Below are 13359 nucleotides of genomic sequence, written 5' to 3' on the forward strand. Positions count from 1 at the left end.
CGTGCCCCTCGACGCCCTCGCCGACGACGCGATCGCACTCCGGCACCCCGCCGCCAGCTGGCGGGAGGCGGTCCTCGAGGCCGGTCGCGCGCTCGAGCGCAGCGGCGCCGTCGATCCGGCCTACTCGCGCCGCATGGTCGAGCAGATCGACGTCCTCGGCCCCTACATCGTCATCGCCCCGGGACTCGCGCTCGCGCACGCCCGCCCCGGCAACGACGTGCACAGCGACGGACTCTCCGTCGTCACGCTCGCCGAGCCCGTCGCCTTCGGGCACAGCACCAACGACCCGGTCTCCGTCGTCATCGGCATCGCCGCCACTCAGGCGCACGGCCACGTCGGGTTCGTCGCCGGCCTCGCCGACGTCCTCAGCCGCCCCGACGCGATCGGCGCACTCGCCGCCGCGCGCACGGTCGGCGGCGTCAACGCCGTCCTCACGGACGACACCCCGCACCACGGAAGAAGCTCATGAAGATCGTCACCCTCTGCGGCGCCGGAATCGGCACCTCCGCCATCCTCAAGCTGGGCGCCGAGCGCGCCCTCGAAGCGCTCGACCTCGAGGCCGAGGTCGTCGCCTCCGACATCGCCTCGGTCGACGCCCTCGCTGCCGACGCGCAGGTCATCCTGACCTCCGGCGAGCTCGTCGACCGCATCGGACGGACCTTCGCCGAGGTCGTCGTGATCGACAACTACCTCGACCAGGCCGAGATCACGGCGAAGATCGAGCGCGCTCTCGGCTGATCCGCCGTGCTGATTCCTGAGCCGCCCCCTGTGCGGCTCAGCGCGGTCGGGCTGTGCTTGTTCCTGAGCCGCCCCTTGTGCGGCTCAGCGCGGTCGGCTTCGCGAGGTGGTGCGTTCCGTGGAGCGGGTCGCGTCGCGCTGTCCTGAATCGCTGGCACGCGATTCCGGATCGCGCGCTCCGGCGGGGCGGCGATCCGGTCATCCAGACGTCTAGTGGTGCTCCGGCGCCCCTGTCGGGTCGGGAAGCGCTCGAGTTGCTCGAGGGCGGCGCCGACGTTCGTGCGCTGCGAGATGCCACTTCGGTGCGGGGCGCGCCGAGGGAGGCGTACCGAAGTGGCAGCTCGCGGGAGGCGCGGCAGGGTCAGTGGAGGAGGGACTCGGCGCCGGTGCGGAGGGCGGACAGGCGGCTGGAGACCTCGGAGCGGCGCACCGAGGGGTCGGGGTCCGAGGACCACGCGTCGAGGTACAGCTTGACCTTGGGCTCGGTGCCGCTCGGGCGGGCGATGAGGCGCGCGCCGTCGAGGGTGAAGCGCAGCGCGTCCGTCGGCGGCGCACCGTCCTCGACCTCCAGCAGGTCCTCGACCCGCTGCACCGGGAGCCCGCCGATCGAGGTCGGCGGAGTCGCGCGCACCGCCGCCATGATCCGACCGATCTCGGACAGGTCGGTGACCCGCAGCGAAATCTGCTCCGAGCCGAAGAGCCCGAAGCGCTCGGCGAACGACTCGAGCTCGTCGGCGATCGTCCGCCCTTCGGTGGCGAGGGAGCTGGCCAGATCGAGGAACGCGAGCGCCGCCGAGATGCCGTCCTTGTCCCGGACGGTCGCCGGATTCACGAGATAGCCGAGCGCCTCCTCGTAGCCGAACACGAGGTCCGGCACGCGCGAGATCCACTTGAAGCCGGTCAGGGTCTCGACGAACGCGAGCCCGTAGTCGGCCGCCACCGCGCCCAGCGCGGGGGAGGAGACGATCGAGCAGGCGAGCGCCCCTCCCACCCGGCCCTCGGCGCGGGCGCGCTCCGCTGCCCGCCAGCCGAGCAGCGAGCCGACCTCGTTGCCGGTCAGGCGGCGGAAGCCCTCCGGAGCGCTCTCGTCCGGGATCGCGGCGGCGAACCGGTCGGCGTCGGGGTCGTTCGCCACGATCAGATCGGCTCGTCCGGTGCGGGCAGTGGCGAAGGCGAGATCCAGAGCCCCGTCCTCCTCCGGGTTCGGGAACGCGACCGTGGGGAACGCGGGGTCGGGATCGATCTGCTCCACGACGACCAGCGGCTCGTCGAAGTCGGCCGCGGACAGCACGCGGTGCGCGGTCTCCCAGCCGACCCCGTGCATCGCCGTGTAGACGACGCGCAGGGGCGTGCTCTGGCGCCCGACGCCGGCCGTGGCGTCGATGTAGGCGGTCACGACGCTCTCGTCGGCCGTCCGGTACTCGCCGCGCGGCAGGTCCGTCACACGCCGGGTCCGCGCCACGTCGAGGATCCTCTCGGCGATCTCGCCGTCGACCGGCGGCACGATCTGCGAGCCGTCGTCCGCGCCCCCGAGGTACACCTTGTAGCCGTTGTCCTGAGGCGGGTTGTGGCTCGCGGTGACCATCACGCCGGCGTCCGCCCGCAGGTGGCGCACAGCGAAGGCGAGCACCGGCGTGGGCAGCAGGCGCGGCAGGAGCACCGCGTCGACGCCCGCTCCGGCCATCAGTGCAGCGGAGTCCTCGGCGAAGATCCGGGAGTTCTTCCGCCCGTCGTAGCCGATGACGACGACGGGGCGCACGGTGCCGCGCTCCAGGAGGTACTCGGCGAGGCCGACGGCGGCCTGCGAGACCAGCACGCGGTTCATCCGGTTGGAGCCGGCGGCGATCGCACCCCGCAGGCCCGCGGTGCCGAACGCGAGGCGCGAGCCGAAGCGGTCCTCGAGCTCGGCCGACGCCTCGGCGTCGCCGGCCTCGTCGGCGACCAGCAGGCGCACGAGCTCCTCGCGGGTCTCGGCGTCGGGGTCCTGGGCGAGCCAGTCCTCGGCGAGGGAGCGGATCCCGGCGCTCACAGGGTCTCCGTGATGCCCGCGAGCAGCCCGGCGAGATCGTCCTCGGCGTTCCGACCGGCCTCGAGGACCTCCTCGTGGCTCAGAGCCGTCTTCTGGATGCCGGCGGCGAGGTTGGTGATCAGCGACATGCCGAGCACCTCCATGCCCGCCTCGCGTGCGGCGATGGCCTCGAGAGCCGTCGACATGCCGACGATGTGGCCGCCCATGATCCGTGCCATCTGCACCTCGGCGGGCGTCTCGTAGTGCGGACCGCGGAACTGGACGTAGACGCCTTCGTCGAGCTCGGCGCGCGTCCCCCGGGCGAGAGCGCGCAGCCGGGAGGAGTAGAGGTCGGTGAGGTCGACGAAGGTCGCGCCCTCCAGGGGCGAATCGGCGGTGAGGTTGATGTGGTCGCTGATGAGCACCGGGGTCCCCGGCGTCCAGTGCTCCTTGATGCCGCCCGCGCCGTTGGTGAGGATCATCACCGAGGCGCCGGTCGCGGCCGCGGTCCGCACGCTGTGGGCGACCCGGCGCACGCCGTAGCCCTCGTAGTAGTGCGTGCGGGCGCCGATGATGAGCGCGCGCTTGCCGGTGGGCAGCAGGACGGAGCGGAGCGTGCCGCCGTGGCCGTGCACCGCCGGCTTCGAGAAGCCGACGATCTCGGTCGCGTCGACGGTGGCGGTCGTCTCGCCGATGAGATCGGCGGCCTTGCCCCATCCGCTGCCGAGGGTGAGGGCTATGTCGTGCTTCTCGACGCCCGTCGCCTCGGCGATCTGAGCGGCGGCGTCGCGGGCGATCGCGAAAGGATCGGCGTCGGCGGAATCGAGCGGATTCGGGGTCTGGTCGGCCATTCCCCCACCCTATCCACGGCCCGCGGGAAGGTCCGAGCGCGGAAGGCGCCGGGCCGGGCGCCACGCCGATTGGGTGAACTCCCAGCGACGGAGGACAATGGGAGCCATGGCTTACGAGTTCGAGCGCACGCAGAGGATCGCCGTACTCGGAGGGGGACCCGGAGGCTACGAAGCCGCCATCGCCGGCGCGCAGCTGGGCGCAGAGGTCACGCTCGTCGAGCGCGTCGGAGTGGGCGGCTCGGCCGTCATCACCGACGTCGTCCCGTCGAAGTCGCTGATCGCGACCGCCGAGGCGACCAACGCGATCGGCGAGGCCGCCGATCTCGGCGTGCAGTTCTTCACCCGCTCCGAGCAGACGAACAAGCCGGTCCGCCCCGAGGTGGCGGTGAACCTCGCCACCGTCAACAAGCGCCTGCTCGGTCTCGCGCGCCAGCAGTCCGAGGACATGCGCGCGAACCTCGTGCACCACGGCGTGCGCATCGTCTCGGGCGACGGCCGACTGGACGGCTCGAACGCCCTCATCGTCTCGACCGCGCCCGGCGAGGAGGGCATGGACTTCGACCGCATCGAGGCCGACACCATCGTCGTCTCGGTCGGGGCGAGCCCGCGCGTCCTGCCCACCGCTGCCCCCGACGGCGAGCGGATCATGAGCTGGACGCAGCTCTACAACCTCAAGACCGTTCCCGAGCACCTGATCGTCGTCGGCTCCGGGGTGACCGGCGCCGAGTTCGCCTCCGCGTACCGCGCCCTGGGCGCGAAGGTCACCCTGATCTCGTCCCGCGACCAGGTGCTGCCGGGGGAGGACGCCGACGCGGCCGCCGTCATCGAGAACGTCTTCAAGCGCAACGGCATGACCGTGCTCTCCAAGTCCCGCGCCGACCGAGTCGAGCGGACCGAGAAGGGCGTCCGCGCCGTGCTCTCCGACGGCCGCGTCGTGGAGGGCTCGCACTGCCTGATGGCCGTCGGCTCCGTGCCGAACACGGCCGGCATCGGCCTCGAGGAGGCGGGCGTCCAGCTGACGGAGTCCGGCCACATCCGCGTGAACCGCGTCGCGCGCACCAGCGTCCCGTCGATCTACGCGGCAGGCGACTGCACGACCTTCCTCCCGCTCGCCTCCGTCGCGGCCATGCAGGGACGCACGGGCGTGTTCCACGCCATGGGCGACGCCGTGAACCCCACCGAGGTGCGCAACGTCGCCGCGAACATCTTCACCCAGCCCGAGATCGCGACGGTCGGCTGGAGCCAGCGCGAGATCGAGGAGGGCATCGCGCAGGGCGAGATCTACAAGCTCCCGCTCGCCGCGAACCCGCGAGCGAAGATGATGGGCATCCGCGACGGCTTCGTGAAGCTCTTCGCCCGCACCGGCTCCGGCACCGTCATCGGAGGCGTCATCGTCGCCCCGAAGGCGAGCGAGCTGATCTTCCCCCTCGCGCTCGCCGTCGAGCACCGGCTGACCGTCGACCAGGTCGCCCGCGCCTTCACCGTGTACCCGAGCCTCACCGGCTCGATCTCGGATGCGGCGCGTGCCATGCACATCGTGAGCTAGCGCTCATCGTGAGCTCGCTCACGATGAGCGCTAGCTCACGATGTGCGGTCCTCTTTCCGAGCCGCTCCCTGCGCGGCTCGGCGCGGTCGGCTGCGTAGGTGGTGCGTTTCGCAGAGCGGGTCGCGTCGCGCTGTCTCGAATCGCTGGCACGCGATCTGCTGCCTTTTTCTGAGCCGCCCCCTGTGCGGCTCAGCGCGGTCGGCTGAGCGGGTGGGGCGTTCTGCAGAGCGGGTCGCGTCGCGCTGCTTCGAATCGCTGACACGCGATTCTCACACTCGCGCTCGTGCGGGGTCAGCACTACGGAGGCTCGCCTCTGCTGATCCCGGATCGAAGGTCGAGAGCGCGGATCGCGGCGTCCGGTCTTTCGAGAAGTCAGGCTAGCTGTGCAGAACGACAGTCAGGAGGGGGCCCGGACGCCATCGTGGCTGACGGGCGCTGTCGGCTGAGGTTCTGCATCCGACCGATTCGATGCTCGATGAGCAGGACTCCCGCGGACGGACCGCATTCACGCCCGGGCTTCGCCCGAGGCTCTCACCCCGGGCCGCCGCCGTCGCTGACCGGGGACGGCGCCTTCCCCTCGCTGATCGAGTAGCCCGCGGAGCGGGCGTATCGAGATCCACCGACGACGGACGCGCGGGGAGCGGTCACCCGCCCCGCGCGCGGCGGATGCGCGTCAGACGATCGAGAGCAGGACGTGGCCCGCGGAGACCGTCGTGCCCGCCTCGGCGGCCAGGCCCGTCACGACGCCGTCCTTGTGGGCGGTGAGCGGCTGCTCCATCTTCATCGCCTCGAGCACCACGACGAGGTCGCCCGCCACGACGCTGTCGCCCTCGGCGACGGCCACCTTCACGATCGTCGCCTGCATCGGCGAGGTGACCGAGTCGCCCGTCACGGTGCTGACCGAGCCCGAGCCGCGGCGCTTGGGGCGCTCGCGGCCGAGGCCGAGCGCACCGGGCCGGAGGAGCGCATCAGGTCGCCCGGCAGCGACACCTCGACGCGGCGCCCGTCGACCTCCACGACCACGCTCTGACGTGCTGCGGCCTCCGGGGCCGCTCCCGGCTCACCGCTCCACGGCTCGATCGTGTTGTCGAACTCGGTCTCGATCCAGCGCGTGTAGATCGAGAACGGGGCGTCGCCCTCCGGCGCGAAGGCGGGGTCGCGCACGATCGCGCGGTGGAAGGGGAGGACGGTCGGCAGACCGGTGACCTCGAACTCCTCGAGGGCGCGGCGCGAGCGCTCCAGCGCCTCCGCGCGGGTGCTGCCGGTCACGATCAGCTTGGCGAGCAGCGAGTCGAACGAGCCCGAGATCACGTCGCCCGAGACGACGCCGGAGTCGACGCGCACGCCGGGTCCGCCCGGCGCCTTGAAGACGTGCACGGGGCCGGGGGCGGGCAGGAAGCCGCGTCCCGCGTCCTCGCCGTTGATGCGGAACTCGAAGGAGTGGCCGCGGGGAGCCGGGTCGTCGTAGTCGAGGACACCGCCCTCGGCGAGGCGGAACTGCTCGCGGACGAGGTCGATGCCCGTGATCTCCTCCGAGACCGGGTGCTCGACCTGGAGCCGGGTGTTGACCTCGAGGAACGAGACGGTGCCGTCCTTGCCCACGAGGAACTCGCAGGTGCCGGCGCCCTGGTAGCCGACCTCGCGGAGGATCGCCTTGGACGCGCGGTAGAGCTCGGCGTTCTGCTCGTCCGTGAGGAACGGCGCGGGCGCCTCCTCGACGAGCTTCTGGTGACGACGCTGCAGCGAGCAGTCGCGGGTGGAGACGACGACGACGTTGCCGTGGGCGTCCGCCAGGCACTGCGTCTCGACGTGCCGGGGCTGGTCGAGGTACTTCTCGACGAAGCACTCGCCGCGGCCGAAGGCGGCGACCGCCTCGCGGGTGGCGGAGGCGAACATCTCCTCGACCTCGTCGCGCTCGCGGGCGACCTTGAGGCCGCGACCGCCGCCTCCGAACGCCGCCTTGATGGCGACGGGCAGACCGTGCTGATCGACGAACTCGAGCACCTCGGCCGCGCCCGAGACGGGGTTCAGGGTTCCGGGGGCCAGCGGCGCGCCGACCTTCTCGGCCACGTGGCGCGCCGAGACCTTGTCGCCGAGGCGCTCGATGGCGTCGGGGCTCGGGCCGATCCAGACGAGCCCGGCGTCGATGACCGCGCGGGCGAAGTCGGCGTTCTCTGCGAGGAAGCCGTAGCCGGGGTGGACCGCGTCGGCGCCGGAGCGGCGGGCGACCGAGAGGAGCTTCTCGATGACGAGGTAGGTCTCGGCGCTGGTGGTGCCGCCGAGGGCGTACGACTCGTCGGCGAGGCGGCTGTGCACCGCGTCGCGGTCCTGGTCGGCGTAGACGGCGACCGACGCGATACCGCTGTCGCGGGCGGCTCGGATGACTCGGACGGCGATCTCGCCTCGGTTGGCGATGAGCACCTTCGTAATACGCGACATGGTTCCCCACCCTAGGGGCCCGCTCGGCGATGCCTGTGGCGGCTCACCACAAAGAAGAGCGGGGGCTTCGTCGGTTCCTCACAACCCCCGCGGACTCAGCGGTTCCAGAGCGCCGTCCAGGGCACGCCGAGCTCGCGCACCAGCGAGCGGAGGGTCGGCACGGACATGCCGACGACGGTCGAGGGGTCGCCCTCGATCCGGGAGATGAACCCGGCTCCGCGTCCGTCGATGGTGAACGCTCCGGCCACCTCGAGCGGCTCTCCCGTGGCGATGTAGGCGTCGATCTCGTCGTCCTCGATGTCGGCGGCGAAGTGGACGGCCGCGGAGGTGACCGCCCCGGTCTCGGCGCGGACCCGCCCGCCGCGGTGGTCGATCAGCCAGTGACCCGAGTGGAGGCGCCCCTCCCTGCCGCGCTGGGCCCGCCAGCGCTCCCGCGCCCGCTCCGGCTCGTGCGGCTTGCCGTGCACCACGCCGTCGAGCACGAAGGCGGAGTCGCCGCCCAGCACCAGCCCGTCGATCCGCGGTCCGAGGACGGCACGGGCCTTCGCCCGTGCGAGCAGGGCGACGGTCCCGTCGGCGTCGAGCGGCGCACCCGCCTCCTCCTCGGCGCGGGCGACGGCCGCGGGCTCGTCGACCTCCGAGGGCACGACCACCGGCTCGATGCCCGAGGCCCGCAGCAGCGCCAGGCGCGCGGGGGAGGTGGAGGCGAGGTAGAGGCGCATGCGTGCTCCCTGCGGCCGGGCCCCCGCTGTGGGATGCTCGATGGATGTCGAAGTCCGCGTCCCGCACACCCTCCCGTCCCTCCGAGGACGACGGCGCACTCGGGACGCAGGTCGAGCTCGAGATTAGCAACGTGGCCCACGGCGGCGTGTTCGTCGCCCGCCACGAGGGCCGCGTCGTCTTCGTCCCCGACGTGCTCCCCGGGGAGCGGGTGCGCGCCCGCATCAGCGAGGTCCGTCACGACAGCTTCTGGCGCGCCGACGCCCTCGAGGTGCTCGAGGCCTCGCCGCACCGGGTGCCCCACGTCTGGCCGGAGGCCGCCATCGAGCGCCGACCGGAGGAGCGCGTCGGCGGAGCCGAGTTCGGGCACGCGGCGCTGGAGCACCAGCGCACCCTCAAGCGGGCGGTCCTCGAGGACGCCTTCTCCCGCTTCGCCCGCCGCGAGGTGAGCGTCGAGGTGTCGACGATCGCCGGTGACGACGGCACGCGGGGTCTGGGCTGGCGCACGAGGAACCGCCTGCACGTGGACGACGAGGGCAGGGTCGGCCCCTACGCCTCGCGCAGCCACCACGTCGTCACGGTGGAGAGCCTGCCGCTCGCGACCGCGGCTTCCTCCGCGGCCGCGCCCCTCGCCGATCGGCTCGCACCCGGCTCCGTGGTCGACCTCGTCGATGCGGCGGGTTCCGACGGCGCGGCCGTCCTCGTGCACGACCCCTCCGACAAGCGTGCGCGCCGCGATCGGACCGTCGTCACCGAGTTCGTCGCCGACCGCACCTTCCGCGTCGACCGCGCCGGCTTCTGGCAGGTGCACCGCGGCGCCGCCACGGCGCTGTTCGACGCCGTGCAGTCGGCCCTCGACGTCGAGCTGAGCGATCCGCGGGCCGCGAACCACGACCTCTACGGCGGAGTCGGCCTGCTCGCGGCCGCGCTCGCCGACCGTCTCGGCGCCGGCGTCCGCGTGACGAGCGTCGAGAGCGACTCCCGGGCCACCGAGCACGCGCTCGAGAACCTGTCCGACCAGGTCGGCGCCCGCGCCGTCACCGCGCGGGTCGACCGCTACCTCCGCGACGCGATCGCCCAGGCGGACGCCCGCGAGCGGGAGCGCTGGCGCTCGGCGACCGTCGTCCTCGATCCGCCGCGCTCCGGTGCGGGCCGCGCGGTCACCGATGCGCTGGTCGAGCTCGCGCCGGCGCAGCTGGTCTACGTCGCCTGCGACCCGGTCGCCCTCGCGCGCGACGTCGGAGCGCTCACCGCCGGCGGGTACGAGCTGGAGCGGCTGGACGGCTTCGACCTCTTCCCGAACACCTCGCACGTCGAGGCCGTCGCCCGCCTCTCGCGCCGCTCCGGCTGACCCCGCCCTCGCTACGATGATCCCCGATGGAGTGGACGGATGAACGCTGAGCCCGCCGAGGATCCGCGCGTGCGCGTGGCCATCGTCGACGACCACGAGTCGGTGCGCCTCGGGGTCGCCGCCGCGATCGATGCCGCGGGGATGCACGTGGTCGCCGCCGCAGAGACGGTCCGAGCGCTCGAGCAGGTGGTCGGCGGAGCCGAGATCGAGGTCCTGGTCCTGGACCTCTCGCTGAACGACGGATCGAGCATCACCGCCAACGTGAAGTGGGGCCAGGTCCGCGGATCCGCCGTCCTCGTGCACAGCATCGCCGACCGGGTCGTCGCGGTGCGGGAGGCGCTCGCCGCCGGTGCCGCCGGCGTGATCCCGAAGTCTTCCCCGATGTCGACGGTCGTCGCCGCGATCCGGACGGTCGCCCGGGGCGAGGTGCTGAACAACCTCGAGTGGGCGTCGGCGATCGACGCCGACGACGACTTCGCCCGGGCCGTGCTGGGTCGCCGCGAACGCGATGTCCTGCACCTGTACGCCTCCGGTCTGCCGTTGAAGCTCGTCGCCGACCGGCTGCAGATCTCGGTGTCGACGGCCAAGGAGTACCTCGACCGGATCCGCGACAAGTACGTCGAGATCGGCCGGCCGGCGCCCACCAAGGTCGACCTCCTGCGCCGCGCCGTGGAGGACGGGATCCTGCCCGGCATCGATCCGGACGACGGCGATGTCGGCCGCTGAGGTCGCTCCCGCCCGCGCGCACGCCAACCGGACGCGCATCGACCGCATCATCGGCACGGTCGTCTCGTTCTTCGGCTTCGGCTTCGCCCTGCAGACGATCCCGCCGATCCTGAACCAGCTGCCGGACCTCGTGCCCGCGGTCGCGTGGCCGGTGCTCGTGCTCGTCTTCGGTGCGATGGCGGCGTCGGTCGTCACCGCCGTGCTGGGGCGCGGCACCAGGGTCACCGCCGTGCTCGCCGCCGGCGGCCTCCTGATCGCGCTCCTGACCTGGCCGCTCGCGGTCCAGCCGGGCGTCGCGACGGACACGCCCTGGGTCTACTACCTGCTGACGATCGGGACCGCCTTCTGCACCGTGGTCGCTCCGCTGCGCGTCGTCATCGTGTACGCGGTCCTCACCCCCGTCCTCTTCGGCGTCCTGCGCGTGCTCCCCGCCGGTGGCGCGGCGGAGCCGACCCGCGCGGTGCTCGACGCCTTTTACGTCGGCATCGTGGGCTTCGTCATGATGGTCCTCATCACGGTGCTGCGTCAGTCGGCCGACGAGGTCGATCGGGCCCAGACGACCGCGATGGAGCAGTACGAGGCCGCCATGCGCCAGCACGCGGGCGAGGTCGAGCGGATCGAGGTCGACGCTCTCGTGCACGACAACGTGCTGGCCACTCTGCTCGCCGCGGCCACCGCCGAGTCGCCGGCCGAGCGCTCGCTCGTCGCCTCCATGGCGCGGCGGACGCTGGCGGTCCTGCTCCCCGAGAAGGAGTCGGAGGTGGCGGAGGGAGCGGTGCCCCTCGAGCTGGTCGAGCGTCAGCTCGCGCACGCCGCCTCCACGTTCTCGGCGGTGAACGACGTGCGGATCGCCGACGGTGCCGACGGGAGGACCGACGCGGTCCCGCGCGCGGTCGCCGAGGCCGTGCTCGGCGCGGTGTGGCAGGCGCTCACGAACAGCGTCCAGCACGCAGGCCCGAGCGATCGGGTGCGCAGGAGCGTCACCGGGCTGCTCCGCGGAGATGCGGTCGCGGTCGTGGTCGAGGACGACGGACGGGGCTTCCGGGTGTCCGAGGTGCCGCGCGAGCGCCTCGGGATCCGCCTCTCGATCCTCGAGCGGGTCCACAACGTCGACGGAGAGGCCGGGGTCGAGTCGAGTCCGGGGCGGGGCACGCGGGTCAGCATCGCCTGGACCGCGGCCGCGCAGGCGGTCCGGTCGGGAGCGCGCTCGTGATCGCCTACCCGCGACCGCTGCTCTACGCGCTCGGCGCCGGCTTCTCGCTCTACCACGTCGTCCTCGCCTTCTTCTCGTTCCGGAACTCGCCCGCGAGCGTCTTCGACCTGGTCGCGGTCGCCGTCTACGTCGCGGCGACCGTCCTCGCCCTGTGGCCGGGATCGACGACCCGGATGGAGTCGGCGCTCGCCGCCGGAATGACGGCGGTCGCGATCGCCCTCCCGCTCCTGGTCGCACCGACGCAGGACCCCCACCGCGTCGAACGGGTACTCCACGTGGTACATCGCGGCTGTCGGCACGCTCATGACCATCGTCTGCGCGCGCAGCCGCCCCGCCTTCGCCTGGGCAGGCATGCTCTTCCTCGCCGTCCACACCGTGGTGTGGGCCGGCCCGATCGCCCTCGCGACGCTCGGCGTCATCGGCGGTCTCGCCTGGGTCGGGATCGCGCAGCTGCTCATCATCGAGCTCGGCCGGGCCGGCTCGGAGGCGCGCGTCCTCGAGGCGGCCGAACGCGCGGCGACGTCGTGGCGGGCGGCGGAGGAGGCGCACCTCTCCGAGCGCGAGGTGCGCCTGGATCAGACCCGCGCCATCGCCTCCGAGATGCTCCGCCGCATCGCCACGGGCGGCTCGGGGCTGTCGGACGAGGAGCGCCGCGAGTGCCGTCTCCTCGAGGCGTCCGTGCGCGACGAGATCCGGGGCCGGCGGCTGCTGGACGACCGGGTCCGCCGGTTGGTCCTCGACGCGCGTCGACGGGGAGTGACCGTCTCGGTGCTCGATGACGGCGGGCTCGACCACACTTCCGAGGAGGAGAGCAGTCGCGTGCTGAGCGAGCTCGCCCAGGCGCTCGGAGGGATCCGCGACGGCGTGGACCGCATCGTCGTGCGGACCGCCTCCGCCGACTCGCCGTCGGCCGTGACGGTGGTCGGTCTGCGGACGGCGGACGACGGCAGTGCCGGCGCGCTGGGCTCCGACGACTCCGCGGACGAGGTCGACGCCTGGGTCGAGATCCGCCGCGACGGGCGCGGCGCGTAGCCTCCCGGCCTCGGGGGTCTCGGAGGTGCGCCGCCGTCGACGAGGAGCCCGCCTGACGTCGCTCCCCGCCCGACCCGATCGCGGAACCGTGCCGCACCGGGGCACCGGAACGGACCGGTTAAAAGAGTGCGGCGGGCTGTCCACTCCTCCGAAGAGGGGGCCCAGCCCGCCGTCAAACCCCGAGTGAGGGCAATAACCCGAATATCGCCCTCACTCGCCCCCAAAACACCCGCCTCGTTACCCTGGTCGGCGAGTGATTGGCGATGCTCTCTCCGAGGAGTGAACACCTAACACGGATAATCATGCTCAGTCCGGACGCCCCCAGATAGTCGTCACTTTAGGGGACTAATCGGGGTACAAATTCGAGGCTCCTACGGAAGGCGTCCCCCTGGACGGGCGACAGCTGCCCGGTGGGGCTCAGCCGGAGAACGAGCGCCAGGCTCCGGGGCCAGGGTGCAGCGGCGCGCGGACGGCGTTCGAGCGGTCGTTCCAGCCGCTCACGAGCTCGGCCGATTCCTCCGGCACGTCGGCCGCCTGAGCGGCGAGGGCGGTGACGACAGCGGTCACAGCGGCGATCTCGCGATCGCCGAGACCGGGGGTGGAGATCACGACGGAGGGGGAGGAGTCCTGAGCACTCATCCCGCGACGGTACCGCATGCCACTCGCGGCCGACGCGCGGCGGGGTGTCATTATGCTGACGCCGGACGCCGCTGGAGCGACGACCGCACCGTTCTC

Annotated in this window: 13 protein-coding genes; 7 read left to right on the forward strand and 6 right to left on the reverse strand. The window is 72.6% G+C overall.

What is annotated here, in order from left to right; all coding sequences use genetic code 11:
* Position 1 precedes the first annotated feature (1 nt).
* Entirely contained in the window at positions 2-469 is a 468-nt protein-coding gene (locus AC0CID_RS00540; protein WP_465225408.1) for a PTS sugar transporter subunit IIA, read from the forward strand.
* Positions 466-738 carry a PTS sugar transporter subunit IIB gene (locus tag AC0CID_RS00545; RefSeq protein ID WP_465225409.1) on the forward strand — a complete coding sequence of 91 codons (273 nt, stop codon included), beginning with the start codon at positions 466-468 and terminating at the stop codon, positions 736-738. The genes AC0CID_RS00540 and AC0CID_RS00545 overlap by 4 nt, the downstream gene beginning before the upstream one ends.
* A 361-nt stretch (positions 739-1099) precedes the next feature.
* Here AC0CID_RS00545 and AC0CID_RS00550 read toward each other — a convergent pair whose 3' ends face one another.
* Both AC0CID_RS00550 and AC0CID_RS00555 read right to left on the reverse strand, forming a co-directional pair.
* A complete protein-coding gene (locus AC0CID_RS00550) occupies positions 1100-2767 on the reverse strand; it encodes a phospho-sugar mutase (RefSeq protein WP_465225410.1) in 1668 nt (555 codons plus the stop codon).
* Complete coding sequence (locus tag AC0CID_RS00555) at positions 2764-3597, reverse strand: purine-nucleoside phosphorylase (protein ID WP_465225411.1); 834 nt, start codon at positions 3595-3597, stop codon at positions 2764-2766. The genes AC0CID_RS00550 and AC0CID_RS00555 overlap by 4 nt, the downstream gene beginning before the upstream one ends.
* A gap of 106 nt (positions 3598-3703) precedes the next feature.
* On the opposite strand from AC0CID_RS00555, the gene AC0CID_RS00560 reads away from it, so the two are divergent.
* Entirely contained in the window at positions 3704-5143 is a 1440-nt protein-coding gene (locus AC0CID_RS00560; protein WP_207402877.1) for an NAD(P)H-quinone dehydrogenase, read from the forward strand.
* A gap of 673 nt (positions 5144-5816) precedes the next feature.
* On the opposite strand, the gene AC0CID_RS00565 is transcribed toward AC0CID_RS00560, so the two are convergent.
* The 3 genes from AC0CID_RS00565 to AC0CID_RS00575 all read right to left on the reverse strand — a co-directional run bounded on the left by AC0CID_RS00565 (position 5817) and on the right by AC0CID_RS00575 (position 8304).
* Positions 5817-6035 (reverse strand): biotin/lipoyl-containing protein, encoded by a 219-nt coding sequence (locus AC0CID_RS00565; protein WP_465225412.1) that lies wholly within the window; start codon positions 6033-6035, stop codon positions 5817-5819.
* Positions 6032-7582, reverse strand: a complete 1551-nt coding sequence (locus AC0CID_RS00570; protein ID WP_465225413.1) for an acetyl-CoA carboxylase biotin carboxylase subunit — start codon at positions 7580-7582, stop codon at positions 6032-6034. Before AC0CID_RS00570 ends, AC0CID_RS00565 begins: the two co-directional genes overlap by 4 nt.
* Before the next feature lie 95 nt (positions 7583-7677).
* A complete protein-coding gene (locus tag AC0CID_RS00575; protein WP_207402879.1) occupies positions 7678-8304 on the reverse strand; it encodes a Maf family protein in 627 nt (208 codons plus the stop codon).
* Positions 8305-8348: 44 nt separating this feature from the next.
* Between AC0CID_RS00575 and AC0CID_RS00580 the strand changes: the two genes are divergently transcribed.
* The 4 genes from AC0CID_RS00580 to AC0CID_RS00595 all read left to right on the forward strand — a co-directional run bounded on the left by AC0CID_RS00580 (position 8349) and on the right by AC0CID_RS00595 (position 12624).
* Positions 8349-9653, forward strand: coding sequence for a class I SAM-dependent RNA methyltransferase (locus AC0CID_RS00580; protein WP_465225414.1), 1305 nt, complete (start codon positions 8349-8351; stop codon positions 9651-9653).
* A gap of 39 nt (positions 9654-9692) precedes the next feature.
* Entirely contained in the window at positions 9693-10379 is a 687-nt protein-coding gene (locus tag AC0CID_RS00585; RefSeq protein WP_465225415.1) for a response regulator transcription factor, read from the forward strand.
* On the forward strand, positions 10366-11592 hold the full coding sequence (locus AC0CID_RS00590; RefSeq protein ID WP_465225416.1) for a sensor histidine kinase: 1227 nt from the start codon (positions 10366-10368) through the stop codon (positions 11590-11592). The genes AC0CID_RS00585 and AC0CID_RS00590 overlap by 14 nt, the downstream gene beginning before the upstream one ends.
* Before the next feature lie 303 nt (positions 11593-11895).
* Complete coding sequence (locus AC0CID_RS00595) at positions 11896-12624, forward strand: hypothetical protein (RefSeq protein WP_465225417.1); 729 nt, start codon at positions 11896-11898, stop codon at positions 12622-12624.
* Positions 12625-13041: 417 nt separating this feature from the next.
* Here AC0CID_RS00595 and AC0CID_RS00600 read toward each other — a convergent pair whose 3' ends face one another.
* Positions 13042-13263, reverse strand: a complete 222-nt coding sequence (locus AC0CID_RS00600) for an acyl-CoA carboxylase subunit epsilon (protein ID WP_207402884.1) — start codon at positions 13261-13263, stop codon at positions 13042-13044.
* Positions 13264-13359: the final 96 nt, after the last annotated feature.

The sequence above is a fragment of the Rathayibacter sp. AC451 genome, from assembly GCF_979253095.1.